Raw genomic sequence first — 25,060 nt, 5'->3', positions numbered from 1 at the left:
ATCATGATCGCCAGCCAACAGAGGACGCCGCCGTCCCAGCGCAAGAGCGCTGATCCGCTGCTCGATCAGTCCGGCTTTGCGGTCGAACGCCTGCCGATGCTCCGCGTCATCTTTGACGAGCTCGCCACGAGCCTGGTCGAAGGCCTGCGCCTCCTGTGCCGCGCTCCGACGATGTTTTCGGTGGACGCTATTGCGACGGGCGACCTTTTCGAGGTTCTGGCGACTTCCAGGGAATCTGTCGGCGCCGTGCTCCATTCCCCGGAACTGGACTGCCGTTCCCTGGCGATTTTCGATCGCAGCTTCGTTCTTTCGCTTGTGCAGATCTTGTTGGGCGGGGACGCCTCGGATGCCCAGGAGCAGCCGGACCGTCCCTTTACAAGAATCGAGATGAATCTGCTCCAGAAAATCTCGGAACTGACGGCCAAATCGCTGCAATCCGCGTTGACCGGAATCATCGAGACCTCCTTCAAGCTGGAGCGTCAGGAAACGCTTGTCGACACGACCATTCTGGGGCGGCGCGACGCGCCCGTCGTCACGGCGAATATTCTGTTCCAGGCCTCAGGCATGCGCGGAACAATGACAATCGTCATCCCGCAAGCGGCGCTGCAGCCGGTCCGGCAAAAACTGGCGCGCGAATTATCCAACGAAAGCGCCGCCGGCGACCCGCGCTGGGCGCGGCAGATGCAAACCGGGGTCAGCTTCGCCGAGATCGCCGTCAAGGGCGTACTCGAGGAAATCCCGATGACATTAGGCGAAGTCGCCGCGTTCGAGATCGGGCATGTTCTCAAACTGCGCGGCTCGGGCATGGGCCGCGTAAGGCTCGAATGCGGTGAACACGATCTGTTCTGGTGCAAACTCAGCCAGGCCGATGGGCGCTACAGCCTGGAGATCCAGGAGCCCATCGTCAAGGAGAAGGATATTCTGGACGACCTTATCTTGAGCTAGAGTATTTTCGGAGAGATTGAGCCGCGCTTCGATCCAAACGAAGAAGCGCCAGACGCTGCGACGCTCGGCCCCTTTTGTTGAACAATGAAAAGGCGAACTATCCAATGTCCGACACTGACGCCCCGATCAACCCATCCGCCGCGGCCGGCGCCGGGTCGCGAGAAAATGCGGGCAATTACGAGACGATCCTGAAAATCCCGGTCACGGTTCAGGTTGTTCTCGGCTCGACATCCATGCCGGTCGCCAGCCTGATGAAACTGGGGCGCGGCGCCGTCATTTCCCTGGATCAAAGGGTCGGAGAGCCCGTCAACGTCGTCGTCAACGGACGCGTCGTGGCGCGCGGCGAAGTGGTGGTCGTTGACGAAGACAGTTCACGCTTTGGAGTCTCGCTGACCGAAATCGTTTCCTCATCGAGCAGCGAAAACACGGCCTGACCGGAGCCAATCCATGACCGTGACCTCCACCGTGCGAATTCCCGCCTCAACGCGCAACCTGAAGGGTTCCGATAAGGTCGCGGCGCTGCTTCTGGCGATGGGCAAACCGGTCGCGGGGCGGCTTCTGAAGCATTTCGATCCCCTGGAATTGCGCCAGATCACGAAATCGGCTTCGGGATTGGGCGCGGTGCCGACGCCTGTGCTTGAGGCGCTCGTTGAAGAATTTTCCGCCCATTTCTCCAATGGTCTCGACCTTCTGGGCAATGCGGGTGAGGCGGAGCAATTGTTGACCGGCGCGTTTTCGCCCGAACAGGTCGCCGATATCCTGTCGGATGTTCTGGGCAGCTCCAATTCGAGCATGTGGGAGAAGCTGGCGGGCATTCCCGAAAATGTCTTCGCTACTTATCTTCTTAAGGAACACCCGCAAACCACCGCCTTTATCCTTTCCAAGCTGAGCTCCAGTCACGCCGCCAAAATATCGGCGCAACTTCCGCGCGATTTCCGCAATGACGTGATGCGCCGCATGCTCGCCCTCGAGCCCGTCCAGGACTCGACCTTGCGCAGCATCGAAGGCGTCCTGCAGGAAGATCTGCTCAACGCCGCCGCGCGGCACAGCGGCGCCAGCCCGCATTCGCGCATGGCCAACATCATCAATCAACTGGAGCCGGAGGAGATGGAGGATGTCCTCCAGAGTCTGACCCTGGCCCGGCCCAAGGAAGTCGAAATCCTCAAGCGATTGCTGTTCTCCTTTGACGACATGCTCAAGCTTTCGGTCAAGGCGCGCTCGACGCTGTTCGACAAGATACCGACCGAGCGCGTCGTTCTGGCGCTCAGGGGCACCGAAGCCGCGTTCCGCGACGCCGTTCTTTCATCGCTGACTTCGCGCGCGCGTCGCCTGGTCGAGAGCGAGCTCGACGACGGCTCGGTCGTTTCGCCGCGCGACGTGGCGAAGGCGCGCCGTGCGATCGCCGATCTCGTGCTGGAAATGGCGCAACGCAACGAAATCGAAATTACCCCCACCGAACTCGACGCGGCCTAGTCGGCATCCGGCGCGCAGATGAGCGAGGAAACCGACAAGGAAAGTCAAACCGAAAACGCAACAGAGAAAAAACTCAACGACTCGATGGAGCGCGGCGATGTTCCGATGTCGCGCGAAGTGGCGCTCGTCACGTCTCTGGCCTGTATCCTTGTCTCGATGATTTTTCTGTTACGCGACGGGGCGCAACGCCTGGTCGCCGCGCTTGTCTTGTTTCTGGACGATTCGGGCCAGTTACGGCTCGAGAGAGTCGACGACGTCATGGCTCTCTACAAGATGCTTGTGAGCGACGCCCTCAGTTTCCTCGCGCCGATCATCGCCTTGCTGATTGTCGGCGGCGTTGTCGCCTCGATGGCCCAGAACGCGCCGCGCTTTGTGCTCGAACGCATTCAACCCGATTTGGGCAGGCTGTCTCTGATCAAGGGGTTTTCGCGCACCTTCGGTCTAAAGGGGTTGACGGAATTTCTCAAAAGCATCCTCAAGCTTGGCGCGGTGGGCGCCATTGTCGCGATGGTCCTGAGCGGCGAACGCGTTTCACTCGTGAACGCCATGTATATGGACATAGGCGACTTGCCCGAGCTTATTCTTGGCGATGCGATACGGCTCCTCGCGGCGGTGGTCGTCGCGACCCTAGTTATCGCCGCCGCCGACGTCGTGTGGTCGCGGATTCACTGGCGTCGCGATCACAGGATGAGCCGTCACGAGATCAAGGAGGAAATCAGGCAGACGGAAGGAGACCGAATGCTGAAGGCCCGCCTTCGCTCGATCCGTCTCGACCGTTCCCGCCGGCGAATGCTGGCGGGCGTGCCAAAGGCCACGATGGTCATCGTGAATCCGACGCATTACGCCGTCGCCTTGCGTTATGTGCGCAGCGAGGGCGGCGTGCCGATGGTGGTGGCCAAAGGCCAGGATCTGATCGCCCTCAAAATCCGCGAGATCGCCGAACAAAATGACATTCCCCTTATCGAAGACAAGGCTCTCGCAAGGTCCCTGTATGAAGTTGTCAGCGTGGACAGCATGATTCCCGCGGAATTCTATCGAACCATCGCCGAGGTCATACACCTCATCCAGACAAAGAAGAGCAATTGGCCCATCGTCAGACATGGACAGCGCGCATGACCATACAAGCCGCCAAGACACACTTTCGGGACGCGGAGAAGATCATTGCCGAAAGCATCGTCGATGTCGCCACGGAATTGCGGCTGACCGACGTCTCCGACCTGATGCTCTTCATCCGAAGCGATCAAGCGGCGAATATCGAGGATCTCGTCAATTCGTCGACCGAACTCTATTTCAAGAATGGAACGCTGAAATACGCGTTGGCGGCCGGATGCAGCGTGCGATGGGACACGTCGCCGACGATTCTGCTCGATATGGAATTTCGCCACGCTGCGGTGAGCGTGTTCTTCCGATTGGTGCTGAGCCAGTCGCGCGCCGCGGTCGAGGTCATCGATATTTTCTTCGATGAGACCGGGCTCGATCAAGAGCTCAGGGTGCAAAGGCTGACTGACGCCGTCGCCGACGCCAAATTGCCGGACCCGAGAACGCAATTGCGGTCGTCGGCGGCTTGACGTGCACCGCGGGGCCAGGCCTGCCGCCCAGCGGGGCGGCGCCAGGCCCTCCCGGCGAAAGGACAAGCAATTGCACTGCGACCGGCCCAACGCCAGCCTCGGGCAAGATATGTCCGATAATCTGCGATCAAGCGTTAGCTTCACCGGAGTTCGGCCTTGTCACCAATCTATCTCCTGGAATTGGCGTCGCAGCAGGCCCAATGGCTGTCGGCGCGGCAGCGGACCACGGCGAGCAATATCGCCAACGTCAATACGCCGGGATACACGGCCATGGACGTCCAGCCATTTACCGACGTGCTGGACAAGACCCGGATCACAATGGTCGCGACCAACAGCGCGCATATGCTCCCCGAAGGCAATGATTTCACGGCGACCCGCGCCGCGGCGACCGATTCCTGGGAAACCAGCTATTCCGGCAATTCGGTGAGCCTGGAACAGGAAATGATGAAAGAGGGCGACATCAATCGCTCCTTTACGCTCAACTCCAACATCAAGCGGGCGTTTCACCAGATGCTTATGCTCGCCGTGAAGTGATCGATCATGAATGACGCCCTGCAAGCCTCTTTGAAAATCGCCAGTTCGGGCATGGAAGTTCAATCGACGCGCCTGCGCGTCATCTCCGAAAACGTCGCGAACGCCGAATCGACGGGCCAGACGCCCGGAGCGGACCCCTATACCCGCAAGACCATTTCATTCGACAATGAGATGGACCGCGCCTCAGGCATTCAGACCGTGCGCGTCAAGCGCATCGGCCTGGACGACCAGCCGTTCAAGATGGAGCTCGACGCCGGCAATCCGGCGGCGGACGAGAAGGGCTTCGTCAAAATGCCCAACGTCAACCTTCTCGTCGAACTCGCGGATATGCGCGAAGCCAATCGTTCCTATGAGGCGAACCTACAGGTCGTCAAGCAATCGGGCGACCTGACATCAATGACGATCGGTCTTTTGAAGGACTAAAAAATGATAGACGGCATTTCCGCCCTTACGGCATCCAAATCATCCATCGCTTCCCTGGGCGCGCCGAGCGCGGCCGGATCAACCGTCAACGCCGCAGGCGGTGCTGACTTTGGCCAGATCATGAACGAGGTTTCCGGCGACGCCATCGGCAATCTGAAAACTGCGGAGGCTGCTTCGATCGGGAGCCTGCAGGGTACGACGCCGGTGCATGAGGTGGTCGAGTCGATCATGTCGGCGCAGCGCTCGCTGCAGTCTTTCCTGGCGGTGCGCGACAAGGCTGTCTCGGCCTATCAAGAAATCAGCCGGATGGCTATTTAAGGATTTTATCATGCTTACGCTTGCCATTGCTGCGACCGGAATGAGCGCCCAGGAACAAAACCTGGAAGTCATCGCCAACAATATTGCGAATATCAACACGACGGGATTCAAGCGCTCGCGCGCCGAATTCACCGATCTGATGTACCAGTCCGAACGGCTGATGGGCGTCTCTAACCGCGGCCGCGACGCGACGATTCCCGAAGGCGCGCAGCTTGGTCTGGGCGTGCGCACCGCCGCCATCCGCAGCCTGAACCTGCAGGGATCGCTGACCAATACGGGCAACAGTCTCGATCTTGCCGTGAACGGTCGAGGCTGGTTCCAAGTGACCATGCCCGACAGCACCATCGCCTATACGCGCGACGGCGCCTTCAACACCAACGGAACAGGCCAACTCGTGACGACGGACGGCTATCTGGTCACGCCGCCGATCCTGATACCGGTCAACTCGACCGCTATCACGGTGAGTCAAACCGGTCTGGTGACCGCGACGGTTCCAGGCACTGTGGCGCCGCAAACGCTCGGCCAGTTGACCCTCGCCAATTTCGTCAATGAGGCAGGACTGAAGCAGCTTGGCAGCAATCTCACGCAGCAGACGGAAGCCTCCGGGCCGCCGACTGTGAGCGTTCCTGGCGACACCTCCTTTGGCACGTTGCAACAGGGTTATCTTGAATCGTCCAACGTCGACCCCGTCACCGAAATCACCAATCTGATCGCGGCGCAGCGCGCCTACGAGATGAATTCCAAGGTGATCCAGGCGGCCGATCAGATGTCGAGCACCATCACCAATATCAGACAGTAAAGCAAGAACGATGTCTTTTGGCCCTAAGCGGCGATCGAGACGAAGCGCATTGGCGAATCTGGCGCCATCGTGCCTGCTGCTGGCGAGCCTTCTTATGCAAGGAACGCTCCCCGTCCTTGCGCAGGAACGGATGGTCCCGACGCCCAGCCACGTTATCTATCCCGGCGACATTATCCGCGAGTCCATGCTGAACGATGTCTCTATCTATGACCTTCCGGCCGCCGACGGTTCGATTGTCGAAAGCCGCGCCGCGCTCGTTGGCAAAGTCGCCAAGCGCACGCTGCTGCCGGGTCGGGGAATTGTCGCGCTCGCGGTCGGCGATCCCAGAGCCGTCGCCAATGGCGCTCAGGTCAAACTCATTTACCGCGACGGCGGCCTGATGATCGTCACCTCCGCTCTGGCGCTTGAGGCTGGCGGCGTGGGCGACACGATCAAGGTTCGCAATTCAGACAGCGGCCTGACCATTTCGGGCATCATTCAGCCCGATGGCTCCGTCAGCGTGGGCGACAGCTAATGAGACGCCTGTTTCTGGTCGCGATCGCCTGCCTTCTCAGCGTCCAGGCTTCCGCCGCGGTGCGCATCAAGGACATCTCGTCGTTGCAGGGCGTGCGCGACAACCAATTGCTCGGCTACGGTCTGGTCGTGGGCATGCAGGGCTCAGGCGATACGTTGCGCAATTCGCCGTTTACGCAGCAGGCCATGCAATCCATGCTCGACCGGATGGGCATCGAGGTGCGCAACACGACGCTGGGCAGCCGCAACGTCGCGGCCGTCATCGTCACCGCCGACCTGCCGCCGGCCGCGGGCGTCGGCTCACGCATCGACGTGACGGTTTCTTCGCTTGGCGATGCGACTTCCCTGATGGGAGGAACGCTGATTCTGACTACCCTGTCGGGCGCCGACGGACAGACCTACGCCGTCGCGCAGGGCGCGGTTTCCGTGACAGGATTCGACGTCGCCGGACAAGCGGAAACCCTGTCTCAGGGCGTGCCTACCGCCGGGCGCATATCCAATGGCGCGCTGGTTGAGAAAAGCCTGCCGCCCATCAAGGATGGCGGCGTGCTGACCCTGGAACTGCGGAATCCCGATTACAAGACGGCGGTGCGGATCGCCGACGCGATCAATGATTATGCGCGCGAGCGCTTCCACAAGCAGGTCGCCTACGACCAGGATTTCCGGACGATCACGCTGTTCCGCCCCCCGCAAATCGGCGTCGCGCGCTTCATGGCGGAAATCGGCGATCTCATGATCGAACCGGACATGGCGGCCCGCGTCGTTCTTGACGCGCGCACGGGCACGATCGTCATCGGGCAGGATGTGCAAATATCCACCGTCGCCGTGACGCATGGGACGCTGTCGGTTCGAATCACGGAGACGCCCACGGTCTCTCAACCTGCGCCCTTTTCCGATGGCAAGACGGTGGTGACGCCGCGCACGCAGATTGAAGCCACCGAACAAGGCGGCCAGGTCGCCATTATCGGGGGCACCAGTTTGCGCTCCCTGGTCGCCGGCCTCAACCGGATCGGGCTCAAGCCCCCGGGGATTATCGCTATTCTGCAGGCGATCAAAACAGCCGGCGCGCTACAGGCGGACCTGGTGGTCCAGTAAGGCTCCGTCAGCCCGGCGCAAGCTGTACGCGGCACTCTGACGCCATCGACTCCCAGCAGCCCGGCGTGCAGACCCAACCATGTTGAAGCCCAAGCCATTCACCCTCGGGATTCTGACTGCGATGGCGATCGCAATGTTTCCCACGCCTTCGCTGCCGCAAGATCCCCGAAAGCCCGAGGCCGAGGCCAAAAGGGCGGAGACCGACGCCGGCGACGGCGTGCAGCAATATTGCTCCAATATCGCCAGTTTCGCCGCCGACGCGCGCATCGCCTGGCAGATGAAGCGGATGGACGATCTGGAGGCGCAGCTCAAGCAGAGAATCGCCGATCTCGAAGCAAAAGAAACCGAATCCAAGGAATGGATCGACAAACGCGAGGCGCTGATGAAAAAGGCGCAGGACGGCGTCGTCGCCATCTACGCCAAGATGCAGCCGGAGGCCGCCGCCGCGCAGATGGGCGTCATGGAGGACGACACCGCCGCCGCTCTTCTCAGCAAGCTCAATCCGAGGGTTTCCAGCGCGATCCTCAACGAGATGGAGGCCGGCAAGGCCGCCAAGCTGACCGATTTGATATCCGGCGCGATGGCCGACCGAAAGAAGTCATGATGAAAAGCCATGCAGGGATTTTCGCCGTCGCCGGTCTCCTTTCGATCGGGCTTGCCGGATGCGCCGCCGATATCGGACGCGAACCCAGTATGACGCCGATCGGCAGCGGGCTGGCGACCAATGCGGATCCCGCGATCGCGGCCTTTACGCCGCCTGCCGCCCATTCCGCCCAGTCCCTGTTCGTCGAGAGCGGCGCCACGATCTACAGGCAGCGGCGCGCCTCGAAGGTCGGGGACATCGTGACCGTCAATATCGCGATCAACGACCAGGCGACTTTGGGCAATACGACAGGGCGATCCACAGCGGCCACGGCCACGGCTCAAGCCGATTGGAGCCTGTTGTATACGGGCTCGTCGAAAAACGATCTCAGCTCCACCTCCACCTTTCAAGGTCAGGGCAACATCGCCCGGTCGGAGCAAATCCAGGTTTCCGTCGCAACGGTCGTCACCGCGGTGCTCCCCAATGGCAATCTCCTCCTGAGCGGGTCGCAGGAAGTCCGAGTGAACTACGAACTGCGCCTTCTGACGGTCGGCGGCATTGCGTGGCCCGGCGACATCAACCAGAACAATGCGATTCCCTACGACAAGATCGCCGAAGCGCGCATTTCCTACGGCGGCCGCGGACGGCTCGACGAGGTGCAGCAGCCGGCCTGGGGTCAGCAAGTCTACGATCGCCTGAGACCATTCTGACCCGCGCCGGATCGACATGACAGTCACCACGCCCATGTTTCGTTTCTCTCGCCGCCTTGCTGAACGGGCGCGGCTATGAAGCAGCTCATCATCGCCATACTGATCGTCACGACGCTGGCGGGGGCGTCGGGCGGCTTCTATGGCCTTCGGGTCGTCGCGCCGGGATCGGAACGTTCTGAAAAAGAGACGCGCGCCGAAGACAAGCCGGCGGCCGCTGCGAGCCTTCAGCCGAATTCAGTCCTGTTCGACCTTCCTCCGATCGTCACCAATCTGAGCATGCCGCAAGATACGTGGATCAGGCTCGAAGCCTCGTTGTTGCTTGACGAGAAGGCCGTGCCGCATCCCGAAGCTCTGGGCGCGGAGATCGCCGGCGACATCCTCGCTTTCCTGCGCACGACCACATTGACGCAAATCCAGGGAATCGCCGGCCTGCAAAACCTGCGTCAGGATCTCAACGAGCGCGTCGCGATCCGCTCGAACGGCAGCGTCAAGGAACTCGTCATCCGAACCCTGGTGCTCCAGTGAAGCGCCTTCTCGTCGCGGTTCTCCTGCTTGCTCTGACATGCGCGAGCGCGAGCGCCCAGACGATCGATCTCGGCTCGCTGATTCCCGGCGGCGGCGGTTCGGCAACCGGCCGCATCATCCAACTGGTCGCGATATTGACCATCCTGTCCGTCGCGCCGGGCTTGCTCATCATGGTGACAAGCTTTACGCGCTTCGTGGTCGCCCTTTCCTTCCTGCGGTCGGGACTGGGACTGCAAAGCTCCCCGCCCAATCTGGTGATGATCAGCCTGTCGCTGTTCATGACCTTTTACGTCATGGCGCCCACGTTCGACCGCGCGTGGGAGACGGGCCTGAAGCCGATGATGGACAATTCCATCACGGAACAGGAGGCCTACGGCAAGGTGACGGAGCCCTTTCGCCAGTTCATGCTCGCGCAGGTTCGCGACAAGGATCTGAACCTGTTCGAAGACCTGTCGAAGGGCAGTTTCCAGATCAAGGATCGCGCGACGATCGACCTGCGCCTGCTCATTCCGGCGTTTATGATCTCCGAATTGCGGCGCGGCTTCGAGATCGGCTTTCTCGTCGTTCTGCCGTTTCTGGTCATCGACATGATCGTGGCGACGCTGACCATGTCGATGGGCATGATGATGCTGCCGCCGTCCGTCATCTCCCTGCCGATCAAGATCCTGTTTTTCGTGCTGATCGACGGCTGGAACCTGCTGATCGGCAGTCTTGTGCGGTCCGTGAATTGAAAGACCGCGGGCAATGAGCGTGAACTCTGTCAATGGGTCTCGCATGAATCGGCAACAGCGGCGCGCCGCCGCGAAACAGGGCCCCGGACCTGTTGGACTGGCCACTGGAGGCGCCAACCCCTCACACGAAAAAGTGTCGGCGCTGTTCGGCGCGGCCGTCGCGCATCAGCGATCGGGCAGGCTCGCGGAAGCCGAGCGTATTTGTCGCCAAATTCTTGAGATAGAACCCAATCACTCCGACGCCCACCATTGTCTCGGCGTTCTTGCATTTCAGGTCGGACGTTGCGACATCGCGGCGGCTTTCATCGCCAACGCGATCGCGCTAAAGGGCGACGAGCCGACGATGCACAGCAATCTTGGCAATGCGCTCAAGGGCCTTGGCAAGCTCGACGAAGCGATCGCGTCTTACCGGCGGGCGATCGCGCTGCGGGCGGATTTCGCCGACGCTTATAGCAATCTGGGCAATGCGCTCGGCGACCAGGGCAGACCGGATGATGCGATAGAATCGTACCGTCGGGCGCTGGCGATCAATCCAAGATTTGTCGACGCCCACAAAAACCTCGGCAATGCGCTTCTCAAACAGGGCAAGTTGAGTGAGGCGGCGGCCTCTTACGCGAAAGCGCTCGCGTTGAATCCAAACGCGGCCGACGCTCACAACAATCTGGGCGTGACTCTTAAGGACTGGGGCAAGCTCGACGAGGCCGCGGCCTCCTATCGCAAGGCTTTGGCGATCAATCCGGACTATGTCGACGCGCGCATCAATTTAGGAAACCTGTTCAGGGAACGCGAAGACCCTGACGGGGCGGTGGTTTCCTATCGCCAAGCCTTGGCGATCGAGCCGAACAACCTCGATGCGCATCATAACCTCGCAACCGCGCTTGGAGATCAATGCAAGTTCGGCGAGGCGATAGAATCCTATCGGTTCGTACTGGCGCGAGAACCAAACCTCGCCGAGGCGCACAACAATCTCGCCAACGTCCTGAAACATCAAGGCAGGCTGGACGCGGCGCTTGAATCCTACGAACGGGTCATCGCATTGAAGCCCGACTTCGCCGGGGCGCACGGCAATCTGCTGTTGACCCAGCATTACGCGGATGGGATTTCGAACGCGGAGCTGCTTGCCGCCGCGCGCCGCTTCGGCGACCAATTCGACCGCAAGGCCGAGGGCGAGGTTTTTTCAAACGACCGTTCGCTCGGACGGCGGTTGCGCATCGGCTATGTCTCCGGCGACTTTCAACAGCATCCCGTCGGTTTCCTTCTGGCTCGAGTGCTCGAGGCGCATGATCGCGCGGCGTTCGAGATATTCTGCTACGCCAACAGCACAAACGTCGATCATGTCACCGAGCGTTTGAAGAAAGCCGCCGATCACTGGCGCAGCATCGTCGGCGTGTCGGACGCCGACGCCGAGGCGATGATCAAGCGAGATCGCATTGACATATTGGTCGATCTCTCCGGCCATACCGCCAAGAGTCGACTGCTGCTGTTCACGCGTCGGCCGGCGCCCGTACAGGCGTCCTGGCTCGGCTATTTTGGCACGACCGGCCTTCGGTCGATCGACTATCTGGTGATGGACGAAGCGACCGTGCCAGCCGGCGAAGAGCGTTGGTTCACCGAAGCGGTCGTGCGGCTGCCTTACGGCCGTTTCTGTTATGCGCCGCCCGAATATGCGCCAGACCCGGTCGATCCGCCCTCGCTGAAGCGGGGCTACGTCACATTCGGCAGCTTCAACAATGTCGCCAAGATCGGCGCCGGCGTCATCAGCCTCTGGGCCGCGGTGCTACAGGCCACGCCGGGATCCCGGTTGTTGCTCAAATGGAAATCCTTCGACAATGAAGGCGTCCGCCGCCGCTTTGGCGATGCTTTCCGCGCCGCCGGCGTCGTCGAGGAGCGGCTGGAGCTTCGCGGCTTTTCGCCCCACCGGGAAATGCTGGCGCAATACGGCGATATCGACATCGCCCTCGATCCCTTCCCCTTCGGCGGAGGCCTCACGAGCTGCGAGGCGTTGTGGATGGGGGCGCCGGTCGCGACATTGCCGGGCGATCGACCGGCTTCGCGCCAGACCATCGGATTTCTCAATCTTCTCGGTTTGAGCGATTGCGTCGCGCATTCGCCGACCGAATATGTGAGCTGCGCGACGGCGCTCGCCGCCGATTCTGACCGACTGATGGCGCTGCGGCATTCGTTACGACGCCGCATGACGGCGTCGCCGCTGTGCGACGGCGCCCGCTTCACGCCCACGCTCGAAACGGCTTTCAGGCAAATGTGGAATCGCTGGCGCGCCGGAGAGCCTGCCGCGTCCTTCGAAGCGCAAGGGATGGGCGAGAGAAACCCCGCCGAGGCGGCTTAGGCAATCGGCGCGACCGTCCCACGTGACGCGCCTGGCCCCGAACTCAAGATCAATGAAAAAAGGCCATACCCTTCCTGAGGAGTATGGCCCTGATATTGTCGAAGGCGGCGAAGCCGATATGCCGGCGTCGCCTGCCTATGCGCGTTTTACTGGAACAGTTTCAGGATAAGCTGGCTGCTCTGGTTGGCGATCGACAGCGACTGGACGCCGAGTTGCTGCTGCGTCTGCAGGGCCTGCAGGCGGGTCGAGGCCTGGTTCATGTCGGCGTCGACGAGGGCGCCGATGCCGGTCGTGTAATTGTCCGACAAAGCGGAGTTGAAGGTCGCCGCATTGGTCAGGGTGTTGGAGACGGAGCCGATGATCGAGGAATAGCTCGTGATCGCCGACAACGCCGCGCTGACGTCCGTCATCTGCTGAGCCGCCGCCGTCGTGCTCGTGACGATATTCGTCAGGTCGGTGGTGCCCTGAGTGAACAGACCGGCCGGCGGCGTCGTCGTGACGCTGACGCTGAGCGAGGCAGCCCCTGAAACGGTCGTCGCATTGCCGTTGGCGTCGAGACCGCTATAGGTGGTGGTGGTCGTCACGCCGGACAGGCTCATCGAGGAGACCGTGGTGGAATCCGCGGCTGTCGTGATCGCGTCGACGCCATAGCTGGCGGTGTAGGTATTGGCGACGAGAGCCGCGATGCCGGTGATCGTGGCGGCGTCGGTGATATTGGGTTGCACGGTGGTCGATGCGACGCCGCCGGTGCCGGTCAGGGACTGCGCCGTCAGCGAAATGTTGTCGAAGCTGGCGACGCCGGTGCCGCTGACGTTATAGCCGGAGACAAAGCTCAGCGCGCCTGTCTGGCTGCCGTCGAGCAAGTTGACGCCGCTGTACGAGGCGCTGTTGACCGCCGCGGTCAACTGCTGGCCGAGCGACTGCAGGGTGGTGTTGAGCGTGGCCATCGTGGCGGCGTCGGAGCTCGGATTTTCCGCTTCGCCAAGAACGGTCTGGATGCTCTGGATGGTGGTGATGACATTGTTGATCGCCGCTGTCGCGGCGCCCAGGACCGACTGGCTCTGGGCGATCGAATCATTGACCGCGCCAAGGACGCCGGTGTTGGATTGCAAGCTCTGAGCGATCGACCAATAGGCGGCGTTATCAGACGCATTGGCGACCTTCAGGCCGGTGGAAATCTGGGCCTGCGTGGTCGCCAGATTCTGCTGCGTCATATTGAGCGACTGAAGTGCGGTAAGAGCCGAGGCGTTCGTGAGAAGTGAAGACATGGGTGTGCTTCCTGACAAATGAATGACATTACTAGCGACATTCGGACTCACACCGGTACGACGAAACGGCCTGATGCCTATAGGTTCAATCTTGTGAACCTAACTCGTCGTGTATTTCTCTGAGGCATCGCGCCGCTTGGGCGATCGATGTCGGTCAGACAAGGCGACAGTGCATCGCCGGCATTAAGAAACGGTGAATGGCGCCGCCTCATTCGCGTCCCATCCGCTTGTCGTTAACAGTTGGTTTCAAGGCCCCGCCGAGCGAGGCCCGCCTCCTTCCGCCTTCGCCTCACGTGGTCGCCATAGCTCGGACCGAACGCAAAGTTTTTCGTCCGGCAACCCCCGCGCAAGCTCCCGCGTGAAGAGTGGGCTCGAAGCAGCGGGAATATCGCGAGGAACTGAATGGCCGCGTGGGAACAAGCGCAACGTTTATGGAATAATCTGCTCGCGCTTGGGGCAAGGCGGCTTGCCGTTCTCGGCATGATGGGCTTCAGCATTGTCGCCGCGACAGTTTTTGGCGGCTATTACCTCAGCCGCCCGACGATGGAAACGCTCTATTCCGGCCTCGATCGTCAGGACGTCGCGGGCATCGGCTCAGCGCTGAAGGAGGCCGGCATTCCGTTCGACGTGAGCACGGACGGGGCGTCGGTCGTCGTGCCTGTCGGACAGAGCGCGATGGCGCGCATGACGCTGGCGGAAAAAGGGCTTCCCCACAGCAGCAGCGTCGGCAACGAACTTTTCGACAAGCTCGGCTCCCTGGGCCTCACGTCCTTCATGCAGGAAGTCACCAAGGTGCGGGCGATGGAAGGCGAGCTCGCACGCACGATCCAGATGATGCGCGGCGTGAAGGCCGCGCGCGTGCATATTGTCATGGCCGACGCAGGTTCGTTCCGGCGCGAGCGCCAGGCCCCGTCTGCCTCCGTCGTCATTCGAACCGAATCGGCCGATGACCGCAGCACCGCACAGGCCATTCGCCATCTTGTCTCGGCCGCTTTGCCTGGCATGACCGTCGATGAGGTCACGGTTCTGAACGTCGACGGCCTGCTTCTGGCGTCAGGATCGGATTCGGGCGATCAGGAGCCGGGCAATATGCTCGCGCTCGAAAAAAGCGTCTCGCAGGACATACAGGACTCCGTTCGCAAAACCCTGGCCCCTTACCTCAGCCTGCGCAATTTCCAGATCAGCGTCGCCGCCCGCCTGAACACGGATAAAAAACAGGTGAACGAGACGACCTATGATCCGGAATCGCGGGTCGAACGATCGGTGCGCACCGTCAAGGAAAACTCGAATTCGCAGAACACCACCCCCTCGACCGCCACCGGGGTCGAACGCAATCTGCCGCAGGCCAAGCCGACTGCCAACGACGCCAAACAATCGACCGACGAAACCAAAAAGAACGAAGAATTGACCAATTACGAAGTGTCTTCCAAGACCGTGTCGACCGTCAGCTCGGGCTTCGTCGTCGAGGGACTGTCGGTCGCCGTTCTGGTCAATCGTTCGGGAATAACCGCTTCGCTGGGCGACAAGGCGACGCCCGAGGCGGTCGACAAGCAGGTCAAGGAAATCGAACAATTGGTCTCCTCGGCCGCTGGATTGCGCAAGGATCGCGGCGACACGATCAAGGTTTCGGTGGTCGATTTTGTCGACAGCGGCCGCGAACTGGAGCCCGTCGAGGGGCCGTCGCTGACCGAACAACTCATGCGCCAGTCCGGCTCCCTGGTGAGCGCGGGCACCGTGCTGTTGGTCGCCGTCCTGCTGATCTGGCTGGGTTTGCGGCCAGCCACGAGGGCGCTGCTCGCAACGCCCAAGCCCGCGGCGGAGGCGCCGATCGCATTCCTGCCAGACGGCCGGCCGGCAATGGGCGAATTCGCCTCCATCGTCGACAATTTCCCCAAGAGCGGCGCGGCAAGTCTTCTGCCCGAGCCGGCCGAAGGCGACGACATGCTGCGCAATATTCTCGCGCGCAAAAACAAGAATCCGCAAAAACAACTGGAGCAGTTGGTGGATTACGATGAAGGGCAAGCGGCGGCCATCCTCAAGCAGTGGATTCGCCAGGGAGAAAACGCATGAGGCCGATACCGATCGCCCAATATCTCAATCATTTGGGGAGAGCGGAGCCCACGCAGACTGACCGCGCCCCACGCGACAGCGTATTGCTAAGACCGAGGGTTCTTTCGATGCCTGCTGATATCGACGCGCGAATCGAGGAGGCGCTGGAGCGCGGCAGGCAGGAAGGCCTAGCCGCCGGGCGCGCCGAATCGGCGGCGGCCATGGCGCAGGAGCAGGCCGACAGGGCCGAAGGGGAGAATGAGCGGCGCCTCGCGTGGCAAGCGAATGAATATGCGCGGTTCGCGGAGAAAATCGAACACGCCATGGCGTCGATCGAGGATAGCCTGGCGCTGGCCGTCGCGCGGATATTGAAGCCCTTCCTCGTTGAGGAGCGCGTCAAGAGCATCACCGAGGCTCTTTCCGAGAACCTTTCCAGAATATTGTCCAAAGATACGCCCGCGGTGCTCAAGATCACCGGCCCGGAGGCGCTTTTGAGCGTGTTGCGCGACAAGATGTCGGCGCATTCGGCGGCGGTGGAATATGTCGCGGCGGACGATCTCGACGTGACCATCGAAGCCAATCAGACGATCATAAAGTCCCAGCTCCAGGCCTGGATCGACCATATCGAAGCCATCGGCGAATGAGAGACGACGATGGAAGATAAGCATCCCGAAATCATCATCATCAAGCGCCACAGCAGCCATGAGGAAGAGCATCATGGCGGCGCATGGAAGATCGCCTTCGCCGATTTCATGACCGCCATGATGGCGTTTTTTCTGGTGCTTTGGATCATCAACGCGACCGACAAGAACACCAAGACGATCATTGCCCGCTATTTCAATCCGCTGAAGCTCGAGGACATGGCCAAGGCGCAAAAGGGCATCCGGCTGCCCCAGGGCGACGACGCGCGGGAGACAAAAATCAGCGTCGAGGATACGACGCAAAAACCGGCGGACCCCGCCAAAGATTCAGGCGAGAGCGACAAGAAAGATCCAACCGCCAAGGACAGCAGCGAGAAGGCGAAAGACTCCGTCGACTCCATCGATTCCGCGCAGCCCAAGGCCCATCTTTCGGAAAGCACGCTCGCTGGCGACCCCTATGGCAGCCTGGATCAGATCGCGGGCAAAGTCGCGCCGCAGGAAGCCGCGAAGGCGCGCGGTTCGGCGGGCAGCGAAACGACCGGAGAGCCTACCGCCCTCGATCTCGATGCCTTTGTGGACCCGTTCAAGCCGCTTGCGCGAGGCGCCGTCGATTCCCCCAACGCCGCAAGGCCCGAGTCCGCGCAACCGCCGGCGCCCGCAATTGCAGATACAGCCCCCGCGCCGCAAACGGGGCCAGGGCCGTCGCCGGGGGCGACCGCCGCCGCCGCCCAGCCGCGTCCTGAGCCAAGCGTCAAAGAGCCCGCCGCCGCGCAGCCGCCAGCCGCCGCGCCGTCGGCGACGCATCCGGCCGAGGCCGAACATCCCTCCGCCACGACCGCCGCAGAGGCGACGAAGCTTCAGAGCGAGCTCGTGAAAGAACTGCGCGCGGAGATCCACGCGCAACCGGCCCCGGGAATCGACGTTCAGGCGACGTCCGAAGGCATCCTCATCAGCCTGACCGACGAATTCAATTTTGGCATGTTCGCCGTCGGATCCTCCGAGCCCCAGGCCAAGGTCGTGCGGATCATGGAAAAAATCGCTCAAAGCTTGAAAACGCGCCCTGGCTCCATCGTCGTGCGCGGCCATACCGACGCGCGCCCGTACAAAGGAACAGGCTACGACAATTGGCGGCTGTCGTCGGCGCGCGCGCAGATGGCCTATTACATGCTGGTTCGCGGCGGGCTGGACGAAAAGCGGTTCGAGCGCATCGAAGGCTATGCCGACCGTCGCCTGAAAACGCCGGACAAGCCGGAAGGCGCGGAGAATCGCCGCATCGAAATATTGCTGCGAAAGGAAAAGCCGTGAAGGCGAGGCGGCGGATCGCCGCGAGCCTCCTGGCCTGCGCATGGATGGCGACGCCATTGGCGCGCGCTGAGGACGCGGCGCTGACGCCAATTCAACTCGTCAGCAACCTGCAAAATACGCAGGGCGAAATTGCGCGGGGCAATCTGGCCGCCTATGCCGCACAGCCCAAGCTCCTGCGCGACATTTCCGAGGCGTTTTCCGCGACCAAGCCAGAGGTCTGGAAGAATTCGAGAGAGGCCCGCGCCGCGATCATCTACATCCTCAGCGGCGGCCAGCCTCGGGTCATCATGCATCTGATCGAGAGCGGCAATATTCCCGCCGACGATGAAAAGCTGATGAGGGGCGCGCTCGCCTATGTGCTCGGCCATGAAGCGGAGGCGCAGAAATTATTGGGCGACGCCGATCCGAAAACGCTCGATCCCGCCCTTGGCGGTCAGATCGCCTTTGTGCAGTCGGTGCTGCTGACGGCGATCGACGCCAAAAAAGCGGTCGCGCTTCTCGATCTCGCCCGCCTGCTGATGCCCGGAGGATTGGTCGAGGAAGCCGCCTTGCGCCGCGAGGTTTTTCTGGTCGGCGAACCCGACAGATTCCTGACGCTTGCGGGGCAATATCTCGGCCGTTTTCCAAAATCGCCCTATGCCGACAGTTTTCTCCGGAGCTTCACCGCGACTGTGATCCGCCTGCGGCTCGATGAAGATGTCGACAATTTTCCGAAGCTGGAAGCGGTGACGGAAAACCTCGGCGACGACGACCGCCGCGGCGTCTTTCTGGCGATCGCGCGCGCCGCCCTCGTCAGCGGTAAAATCGCCATGGCCGACGTCGCCGCGAGCAAGGCGTTGACGCTGGCGCTAGCCGATAGCGGCGACGAGGCGCGCGGCAAGCTCTATCAGGCCGCTGCGCGGACCTTGACGGATCAATATGAATTCGGCCTCGCCCAATTGCAGGCGATCGACGCCAAGAAGCTGCTCAAGCGGGACGTCGCCCTGCTTGCGGCGGCGCGAACCGTGGCCCGCCGCGTGCGTGAAAAGACTCCCGCGCCAGCGGCCAGTGCGCCGCCGGCCGCGGCGGACGATCCGGCCGTCGCGACGATCCATCTGGCGGAAGCCGCCTTGTTGAAATCCCAGCATCCCGCGAGCGAAGGGGCGCCATGACGAGCCTCGCCCTGCCCTCTCAAAGCGCGATGCCGCTCGCCAACAGCGCCGCCGCCGCCAACGCTCTGGCCAGCGACCGCAGCGCGGGAGGCCAGCCCGACTCCCAGGAGAGTTCGGCGTTCGCCGCATTGCTCGGCGCCCTTGACGATTCCAGCCCCCAGACTCATCCCGCCAGTGGGTCGGCGAACGGAACAAGCGCGACGGGCGCGCCGCTTCCCGCCCAACTGGCCCCCGAGACCCTGCCGGCGGCCACGTCTTGGCGGTCCGTTTCCGCGGTTCACAGTCTGGGATCGGGCGTCCTCATCGCCTTGGACAAGCGGCTCGATTCGACCGCAACCGGCGATCCGCAACCGGCCTCTTCGAAAACCCTCAAAGCCAATGCCGACGACAGCACGGACGCCTCGACGCTGGCGACTATCGGATGGGCCTCGCTCGTTGGCGGCATGACAGGCGCGACGACAACGCCCACGGCGGCGGCGCCCACAGCAGCGGCGACGACGGCCGGCCTCACATCCGCGCCCCTTATCGGCAAAGCCAGTGTCGCCGCAAGCGCCCCCGCCGCCGGCGCAGCGATTCAAGACGTCATGCCTTCGGACGCCGCGCCGGCGGCGACGGCGCAAACGGTCGCGTTGAATGCCGGAACGGCGCCGGTCGACGTCAAGGTCGTGCGGTCCATCACCTATCTCGGCCTCGACACGACCGCCCGCAACGTCCAGGCCGCGACGAGCGCGCCGAGCCGGTCGACCGCTGCGGGTTCGTCCACCGCCGCTTCCCTTCAGACGGCGCCTGAAAATAATGCGCCCGTCGCATTGCCAAACGCGCAGGGCGATTCCTCCGCCATGTCGAGCGGCGACCAACGCAAACAGAATACGCATGACGCGAGCGTCAATGAATCTGCGTCGGCCAAGATCGCCCGCGCAACACAGGAAGCGACAAGCGACAGCGGCCAGGCCGCGCCGGCGGTGGTGACCGGCGTCACTCAGGCGAGCCTTAGCGCAATGCCTGGAAATAGCTTGCCGTCTGTCCCGATCGCTCAGCTTGCTGACGTCGTCGCAAGCGTCGCGCAACAACTGGATTCGTCAAGCGGCGACGCGACTTCGTCCGCTGCAACCGCCAATACCGCCGACGCCGCGCGCATGAGCCCCATCAAAGAACTTGATGTCCAATTGAACCCGGCCAGCCTCGGCTCTCTCTCGATAGAAATGAGACTGTCCAACGGCAATTTGAACGTCACCATCAAGGCTGAAAAACCGGACACGCTCAAACTGATCGATAATGAACGCGGCGCGATTTCAGACAAATTGAAGTCGCTTAATTTCTCAGTCGAGTCTCTCACGGTCAAGGCGTCGGACGCCGTCGCGTCGGGTAGCGCGAGCGCCGATTCGTCGAACACAGGAACATCAGGCTATGGCGAGGCCCAGCAAGGTCAATCGGGACAAACCGCCGATGGTTCAGGCAATGGACGATCCCTCCAAGGCCAGGGCGATCAACGGCAGTCGGCGCGGCAGAATCGCGCGAACGCGGGCGAGCCTGGCGGCGACAGTAATTTTGGCCATCGCGTCGTTTAGCGCGTCGCGCGCGGCCGTCGCCGAAGACGCTCAGGTTTGCGAGCGGGAAATGGTGCGCGCTGCCCAAGCCAATGACATTCCCCTTAACGTTCTCTACGCGGTCGGGCTGACCGAGACGGGCCACAGGGGCACGCTCAATCCCTTCGATATGAATGTCGATGGACGAACCGTCTCCTCCGCAAGCCTGAGCGAGGCGCTTGATAAATTCGCGGCCGAGCGGGCCAGAGGCGCCCAATTGATCGACATCGGCTGCATGCAGATCAATCATCATTGGCATGCGTCGGACTTTCACTCCGTGGCCGAAATGTTCGACCCGGCCAAAAACGTGCGCTACGCCGCCAATTTTCTCAAAGATCTGCGCGCGCGCGAGGGAACCTGGACGCTCGCAGTCGCCCGCTACAATGCCGGGCCGGGCAATGAGGTTGCGCAGAAAAGATATGTCTGTTCCGTGATCCGCAATATGGTGGCGAGCGGCATGGGACAATGGACGCCGAACGCGCGCGCGTTCTGCGGATAGCGGGACAATCCGCCGCAGGCGCCGCCTTCGACGCGTTCCATAAGGATCGCCTCGCCGCGATCGGGCATGGCGTTCGTCAAAACGCATGAACCTGTGCGGCTCGACCGGCTTGCGTGAAAACGGGTAAAGCCCGCATCCGCTCGAACGCCCGATCGGAAACATGTCTTAATATCACTTAACACCTCATCGCTCATACGCGGCCTAACAATGGACATGCTCGTGGCAAAGATTGCTGCACGGTCGCGGCTCGCCGCGAGGGTGTGAATTTTCCAACGATGGAGGGCGTAGCAATGGCGCCCGTGCTCTTGTTTGTAGCGCTCGCAGCTTCTGTGCCGACGATGGACCTGCCAAGGATTTGCCGGGGCGAACAAACGGGGATTGCCGCCGATCAGCGAGCGCAGGTCTATCAGAGCTGTATGCGCGACGAGCAGGCGGCGCGAGAGGCGCTCAAGAAGGAGTGGATGCAAATTCCAGCCGCCGCGCGTGCGACTTGTGCTGAACTAGGGCGCGAAATTCAAAGCTATGTCGAGGTGCTGACCTGCATCGAGGTTACAATGGGGAGCAACTCTCCCGCCTGGAAATCGCAAGAGCTTCCAGCCGGTCCTTCGTCGCCGGCACCGATTCAACCTGGCGCTCCCGATGTGACGATCTCGCCAGGGCATCCAGTCCATTGACGCGCAGATAGGATTGGCGAGATGCCCAGCTTTTTGCATATTTCGCCAAAAGCCTCAGCCTTCACGCCGCGCCGCCGCGAGCGCCCAGGCGCTTTGACTGCATTAGGTCAAATTGCGGCGGAAGCGCCGTGAACAACAATATTTCCGCCGTTTTTATTCGACGGCCGGTCGCGACGACGCTGCTGACCATCGGCATCGCGCTTGCCGGCGCTTTCGCCTTCCGCCTCCTGCCGGTCTCGCCGTTGCCTCAGGTCGATTTTCCCACCGTGTCGGTGCAGGCGACCATGCCCGGCGCAAGTCCGGACACTATGGCCTCCAGCGTCGCTGCGCCGCTCGAGAAACACCTCGGCCAGATCGCCGACGTCACGGAAATGACTTCGCAGAGCTCTTTGGCGAATACGCGCATCACGTTGCAATTCGGGCTCGACCGCGACATCAACGGCGCCGCGCGCGACGTGCAAGCCGCGATCAACGCGGCGCGCGCTGATCTGCCGACCAGCCTTCGTTCAAACCCAACCTATCATAAGGTCAATCCATCCGATTCGCCGATCCTCATTGTTGCGCTGACTTCGCCGACGCGCACGCAAGGCCAGCTCTATGACGCGGCGTCAAACGTAATGCAGCAGCGGCTGTCGCAGCTCACGGGCATCGGCGAGGTCGATGTCGGCGGCAGCGCCTTGCCGGCGGTGCGCGTCGAACTCAATCCGACAGCACTCTTCAAATATGGCGTCGGCCTCGAAGACGTGCGCGCCGCGCTCGCATCCGCCAACGCCAACAGCCCGAAGGGCGCGATCGAGGACGACACGCTCCACTATCAGATTTACACCAACGATCAGGCGAGCCACGCCGACCAATATCGCGACCTCGTCGTCGCTTACCGCAACAATGCGGGAATAAAGCTCACCGACGTCGGCGAGGTCGATGATTCGGTCGAAGATCTGCGCAATGCGGGGCTCGCCAATGGTAAGCCTTCCGTGCTGGTCATTCTTTACCGCCAGCCGGGCGCCAATATCATCGACGCTGTCGACGCCATCAAGGCCGAACTGCCGCGCATGGCCGCGTCCCTGCCCGGCGATGTCGATATGAACGTCGTGGTGGACCGCTCCAAAACGATCCGCATCTCTTTGGCCGATACCGAGAAGACGCTGGTCACATCGGTCGGACTGGTCACACTCGTCGTTTTCGTATTCCTGCGCAATTTGCGCGCCGCCGCGATTCCGAGCATCGCCGTCCCGGTGTCGATCGTGGGCACGTTTGGCGCCATGTATCTTCTGGGGTTCAGCCTCGACAATCTCTCGCTGATGGCCTTGACGATCTCAACCGGTTTCGTCGTCGACGACGCCATCGTCGTGCTAGAGAACATTTCCCGCCACATGGAGCTCGGCGCGACGCGGATGCAGGCCGCACTGATGGGCGCGCGCGAGGTCGGCTTCACCGTCATTTCGATGAGCATTTCGCTGGTGGCGGTTTTCCTGCCGATTCTTCTGATGGGCTCGATCATCGGGCGATTGTTCCGCGAATTCGCAATCACCCTGTCGATGGCGGTGATGATTTCGCTGTTCATTTCACTGAGCGCGACGCCAATGATGTGCTCGCGTTTTTTGCCCAATCCGGCCGAACATTCCAACGGCTGGTTCTATCGGGTCACCGAGCGCGGCTTCGACGCGATGCAGAATTTCTATCGCCGCACGCTCACCGTCGCGCTGCGGCATTCGCTGATCGTCGCGCTCGTTCTGATCGCAACCATCGGCCTCAACGTCTATCTCTTCACGCATATCGCCTACGGCCTTTTTCCGGCCCAGGACACCGGCCTATTGATCGGCAACATCCAGGGCGATCAGAGCATTTCGTTTCAGGCGATGAAAGTGAAACTGGCCCAGTTGCAGAACATTGTGCAGACTGACCCGGCGGTCGACAGCGTCGTCGGCTTCACCGGCGGTCGGCAGACCAATTCCGGCTTCGTGTTCGTTTCGCTCAAGGCGCTTGCCGAACGCAAAGTTTCCGCGGATGTGGTTGTGAACAGGCTGCGCGGCAAACTCGCCGAGGTGCCCGGCGCGCGCCTGTTTCTGCAGGCGGCCGCCGATTTGCGCACAGGCGGGCGACAAAGCAACGCAATGTATCAATTCACATTGCAGAGCGACGACACGGAAACGCTTTATCGATGGGCGCCCCGGCTGGCGGCCGCAATGCAGAAGATCGACGTCCTGACCGATGTCAATTCCGATCAGCAGCAAGGCGGCCTGCTGGCCGATATCAATATCGATCGCCCGACCGTGGCGCGTCTTGGCCTCAGCTTGAACGCCATCGACGCCACGCTTTACGACGCCTTTGGTCAGCGCCAGGTGTCGACGATCTACGCGGCGGTCAACCAGTATCATGTCGTGATGGAGGTGGCGCCGCGTTACTGGCAAGATCCGCAGACCCTGAAGGACGTCTGGGTCTCGACTTCGGGCGCCAACCCTTCGGGCACGCAGACGACAAATGCGGTCGCCGGCACCTATACCGCCACGACGACCATCGCCAGCGCCGCGCCCGTTTCGACAGTGACGACGGCAACCGCGAATAGTGCCGTGACGACGACCGTCAACAACGCCGCATCGACAACCACCAACAATGCCGCCTCGGCGGCGACCAGTTCGTCGGCGGCGACCAGCACGGCCTCGACGATCGCCGCCGATTCGGCGCGCAATCTGGCGATCAATTCAATCGCCGCGACGGGAAGCTCGAGCTCTTCGGCCGGCGCTTCGGTGTCGACCAGCCAGGAAACGATGGTTCCGCTCGCCGCTTTCGCTCGTTTCGGCTCCGCCCTGACCCCGCTGGCCGTCAACCATCAGGGCCCGTTCGTCGCCACCACCATTTCGTTCAATCTCGCGCCCGGCCATGCGCTCAGCGAAGCGCAGCAGGCCATCAAGGATGCGATCATCGACATTCGCATGCCGTCGACAGTTCGCGGCTCCTTCGCAGGGACAGCCCTGACCTATCAGCAGTCCCTGGCTAACGAACCTTTGTTGATCGCCGCGGCGTTGGCGGCGGTCTATATCGTGCTCGGCGTCCTCTACGAGAGCTACATCCATCCGCTCACCATCATCTCGACCTTGCCCTCCGCCAGCGTCGGCGCCCTGCTCGCAATGAAGATGTTCAACACCGAGTTCACGATCATCGCCTTGATCGGCATTATTTTGCTGATCGGCATTGTCAAAAAGAACGCGATCATGATGATCGATTTCGCCCTGCAGGCGCAAAGGGCCGGCCTCGCGCCGCCCGAGGCGATCTTTCAAGCCTGCATGCTGCGTTTTAGGCCCATCATGATGACGACTTTCGCG

At 61.8% G+C, this 25,060-nt stretch carries 25 protein-coding genes; 24 read left to right on the top strand and 1 reads right to left on the bottom strand.

Annotation, left to right across the window (positions count from 1 at the left end):
- Window positions 1-3: 3 nt before the first annotated feature.
- From GSQ90_RS15970 to GSQ90_RS15895, 16 genes are all read left to right on the top strand, one after another.
- The gene (locus GSQ90_RS15970; protein ID WP_158815847.1) at window positions 4-945 is read left to right on the top strand and encodes a flagellar motor switch protein FliM; all 942 of its coding nucleotides are present in this window, start codon (window positions 4-6) and stop codon (window positions 943-945) included.
- 104 nt (window positions 946-1,049) lie between these two features.
- Window positions 1,050-1,379 carry a flagellar motor switch protein FliN gene (fliN, locus tag GSQ90_RS15965; protein WP_158815846.1) on the top strand — a complete coding sequence of 110 codons (330 nt, stop codon included), beginning with the start codon at window positions 1,050-1,052 and terminating at the stop codon, window positions 1,377-1,379.
- Window positions 1,380-1,392: 13 nt separating this feature from the next.
- On the top strand, window positions 1,393-2,418 hold the full coding sequence (locus GSQ90_RS15960; RefSeq protein WP_158815845.1) for a flagellar motor switch protein FliG: 1,026 nt from the start codon (window positions 1,393-1,395) through the stop codon (window positions 2,416-2,418).
- Between the two features lie 18 nt (window positions 2,419-2,436).
- Complete coding sequence (locus GSQ90_RS15955; protein ID WP_158815844.1) at window positions 2,437-3,534, top strand: EscU/YscU/HrcU family type III secretion system export apparatus switch protein; 1,098 nt, start codon at window positions 2,437-2,439, stop codon at window positions 3,532-3,534.
- A complete protein-coding gene (locus GSQ90_RS15950; RefSeq protein WP_158815843.1) occupies window positions 3,531-3,986 on the top strand; it encodes a hypothetical protein in 456 nt (151 codons plus the stop codon). The genes GSQ90_RS15955 and GSQ90_RS15950 overlap by 4 nt, the downstream gene beginning before the upstream one ends.
- A 156-nt stretch (window positions 3,987-4,142) precedes the next feature.
- On the top strand, window positions 4,143-4,520 hold the full coding sequence (flgB, locus tag GSQ90_RS15945; protein WP_158815842.1) for a flagellar basal body rod protein FlgB: 378 nt from the start codon (window positions 4,143-4,145) through the stop codon (window positions 4,518-4,520).
- 6 nt (window positions 4,521-4,526) lie between these two features.
- Window positions 4,527-4,943 (top strand): flagellar basal body rod protein FlgC, encoded by a 417-nt coding sequence (gene flgC, locus GSQ90_RS15940; protein ID WP_158815841.1) that lies wholly within the window; start codon window positions 4,527-4,529, stop codon window positions 4,941-4,943.
- A gap of 3 nt (window positions 4,944-4,946) precedes the next feature.
- Window positions 4,947-5,261, top strand: coding sequence for a flagellar hook-basal body complex protein FliE (locus tag GSQ90_RS15935; RefSeq protein WP_158815840.1), 315 nt, complete (start codon window positions 4,947-4,949; stop codon window positions 5,259-5,261).
- Between the two features lie 10 nt (window positions 5,262-5,271).
- Complete coding sequence (gene flgG, locus GSQ90_RS15930; RefSeq protein ID WP_158815839.1) at window positions 5,272-6,060, top strand: flagellar basal-body rod protein FlgG; 789 nt, start codon at window positions 5,272-5,274, stop codon at window positions 6,058-6,060.
- A gap of 94 nt (window positions 6,061-6,154) precedes the next feature.
- A complete protein-coding gene (flgA, locus tag GSQ90_RS15925) occupies window positions 6,155-6,574 on the top strand; it encodes a flagellar basal body P-ring formation chaperone FlgA (RefSeq protein WP_158815838.1) in 420 nt (139 codons plus the stop codon).
- A complete protein-coding gene (gene flgI / locus GSQ90_RS15920; RefSeq protein ID WP_158815837.1) occupies window positions 6,574-7,668 on the top strand; it encodes a flagellar basal body P-ring protein FlgI in 1,095 nt (364 codons plus the stop codon). The genes flgA and flgI overlap by 1 nt, the downstream gene beginning before the upstream one ends.
- Before the next feature lie 79 nt (window positions 7,669-7,747).
- Window positions 7,748-8,272, top strand: coding sequence for a MotE family protein (locus GSQ90_RS15915; RefSeq protein ID WP_158815836.1), 525 nt, complete (start codon window positions 7,748-7,750; stop codon window positions 8,270-8,272).
- Window positions 8,269-8,961, top strand: coding sequence for a flagellar basal body L-ring protein FlgH (locus tag GSQ90_RS15910; protein WP_246731627.1), 693 nt, complete (start codon window positions 8,269-8,271; stop codon window positions 8,959-8,961). Before GSQ90_RS15915 ends, GSQ90_RS15910 begins: the two co-directional genes overlap by 4 nt.
- Window positions 8,962-9,036: 75 nt before the next feature.
- Window positions 9,037-9,486: a flagellar basal body-associated protein FliL gene (fliL, locus tag GSQ90_RS15905; RefSeq protein ID WP_158815834.1), complete on the top strand. Its 450-nt coding sequence runs from the start codon at window positions 9,037-9,039 to the stop codon at window positions 9,484-9,486.
- Window positions 9,483-10,217: a flagellar type III secretion system pore protein FliP gene (gene fliP / locus GSQ90_RS15900; RefSeq protein WP_158815833.1), complete on the top strand. Its 735-nt coding sequence runs from the start codon at window positions 9,483-9,485 to the stop codon at window positions 10,215-10,217. Before fliL ends, fliP begins: the two co-directional genes overlap by 4 nt.
- Before the next feature lie 43 nt (window positions 10,218-10,260).
- Window positions 10,261-12,564 (top strand): tetratricopeptide repeat protein, encoded by a 2,304-nt coding sequence (locus GSQ90_RS15895; protein WP_158815832.1) that lies wholly within the window; start codon window positions 10,261-10,263, stop codon window positions 12,562-12,564.
- A 146-nt stretch (window positions 12,565-12,710) separates the two neighbouring features.
- On the opposite strand, the gene GSQ90_RS15890 is transcribed toward GSQ90_RS15895, so the two are convergent.
- Window positions 12,711-13,832 carry a flagellin gene (locus GSQ90_RS15890; protein ID WP_158815831.1) on the bottom strand — a complete coding sequence of 374 codons (1,122 nt, stop codon included), beginning with the start codon at window positions 13,830-13,832 and terminating at the stop codon, window positions 12,711-12,713.
- 402 nt (window positions 13,833-14,234) lie between these two features.
- Between GSQ90_RS15890 and fliF the strand changes: the two genes are divergently transcribed.
- The 8 genes from fliF to GSQ90_RS15850 form a co-directional block, all read left to right on the top strand.
- Window positions 14,235-15,902 (top strand): flagellar basal-body MS-ring/collar protein FliF, encoded by a 1,668-nt coding sequence (gene fliF, locus GSQ90_RS15885; protein WP_158815830.1) that lies wholly within the window; start codon window positions 14,235-14,237, stop codon window positions 15,900-15,902.
- A 107-nt stretch (window positions 15,903-16,009) separates the two neighbouring features.
- Window positions 16,010-16,525 carry a hypothetical protein gene (locus GSQ90_RS15880; RefSeq protein WP_158815829.1) on the top strand — a complete coding sequence of 172 codons (516 nt, stop codon included), beginning with the start codon at window positions 16,010-16,012 and terminating at the stop codon, window positions 16,523-16,525.
- Between the two features lie 9 nt (window positions 16,526-16,534).
- Complete coding sequence (locus tag GSQ90_RS15875) at window positions 16,535-17,827, top strand: MotB family protein (protein ID WP_158815828.1); 1,293 nt, start codon at window positions 16,535-16,537, stop codon at window positions 17,825-17,827.
- On the top strand, window positions 17,824-18,978 hold the full coding sequence (locus GSQ90_RS15870) for a chemotaxis protein (RefSeq protein WP_158815827.1): 1,155 nt from the start codon (window positions 17,824-17,826) through the stop codon (window positions 18,976-18,978). Before GSQ90_RS15875 ends, GSQ90_RS15870 begins: the two co-directional genes overlap by 4 nt.
- Window positions 18,975-20,546, top strand: a complete 1,572-nt coding sequence (locus GSQ90_RS15865; protein WP_158815826.1) for a flagellar hook-length control protein FliK — start codon at window positions 18,975-18,977, stop codon at window positions 20,544-20,546. Before GSQ90_RS15870 ends, GSQ90_RS15865 begins: the two co-directional genes overlap by 4 nt.
- A 49-nt stretch (window positions 20,547-20,595) precedes the next feature.
- A complete protein-coding gene (locus GSQ90_RS15860) occupies window positions 20,596-21,063 on the top strand; it encodes a transglycosylase SLT domain-containing protein (RefSeq protein ID WP_158815825.1) in 468 nt (155 codons plus the stop codon).
- Window positions 21,064-21,353: 290 nt separating this feature from the next.
- Entirely contained in the window at window positions 21,354-21,737 is a 384-nt protein-coding gene (locus GSQ90_RS15855; protein ID WP_158815824.1) for a hypothetical protein, read from the top strand.
- Between the two features lie 128 nt (window positions 21,738-21,865).
- The coding region (locus GSQ90_RS15850) for an efflux RND transporter permease subunit (protein WP_174247494.1) at window positions 21,866-25,060 on the top strand (3,195 nt) is incomplete at its 3' end.

This window comes from Methylocapsa sp. S129 (genome assembly GCF_009765995.1).
Classification (GTDB): domain Bacteria; phylum Pseudomonadota; class Alphaproteobacteria; order Rhizobiales; family Beijerinckiaceae; genus Roseiarcus.
This window is presented reverse-complemented; position numbering and strand designations above follow the sequence as displayed.